1 protein-coding gene is annotated in these 888 nt (G+C 65.5%); it reads right to left on the bottom strand.

The features are described from left to right. Positions 1–26 precede the first annotated feature (26 nt). The coding region (locus RZ1_RS29460; protein ID WP_139282084.1) for an IS3 family transposase at positions 27–888 on the bottom strand (862 nt) is incomplete at its 5' end.

Here is an 888-nt window from a genome sequence, read left to right as displayed (position 1 = left end):
GAACCGACCCGGGTTTCTGGCCGCTCCTATGCTGGCGACATCTCCGGTTGGGGAGTCGATGGTTGAGCGTAGTAGGCCGCCTCGAACGCGTCGGGGCTGACGTACCCGAGGCGGCTGTGTAAGCGGCTGGTATTGAACCAGTCGACCCACTCCATCGTGGCGAACTCGACGTCCTCGACGCTCTTGTACGGCCCGGCATGGAAGGGGTTGCCCTTGGCCATCGCCTCTGTCTTGAACAACCCGATCGTAGACTCGGCCAGAGCATTGTCGTAGGCATCGCCGATACTGCCAATGGACGCGGCGATCCCCTCTAGCACAAGGGTTTCCGAGAACGAGATCGACGTGTACTGACTGCCGGCATCGCTGTGGTGGATCAGCCCGTCGGCGACCGGATGTCCACCGTGGTCACGCCGCCACAGCGCCATCTTCAACGCCGTGGTGACCATGGCGGTGTCCTTGACCGTCGCCGCGTGCCAGCCGACGATCGCCCGCGAGAAGCAGTCGACGACGAACGCCACGTACACGAACCCGGCCCAGGTTCGACAGTAGGTGAAGTCGGTGACCCATTTCCGGTTCGGCGCCTCAGCGGTGAAGTCACGATCGAGCAGGTCAGGAGCCCGCTCGACGTTCCGCCCGCCGGGGATCGTGGTTCGGTGCCGGCGGCCACGGACCGCACCATGCAGGCCCTCGTCCCGCATCAGTCGGTCCACCGTGTGCTTGCCGACCACGTGGCCGGTGTTGCGAAGATGCACGAGCATCTTGCGGCGCCCGTAGAGGCCCTCGGCGGTACCGACGGTGGCGAGCAGCGCATCCGTCACATGCGCGTCGGTGACGGTGCGCTCCGACGGTGGTGCGGTTTTCCAGTTCCGGTACGTGCGTGGGGCGACC

Origin of the sequence: Rhodococcus zopfii NBRC 100606 = JCM 9919 (assembly GCF_001895025.1) — a bacterium.
Classification (GTDB): Bacteria; Actinomycetota; Actinomycetes; order Mycobacteriales; family Mycobacteriaceae; genus Rhodococcus; species Rhodococcus zopfii.
This window is presented reverse-complemented; position numbering and strand designations above follow the sequence as displayed.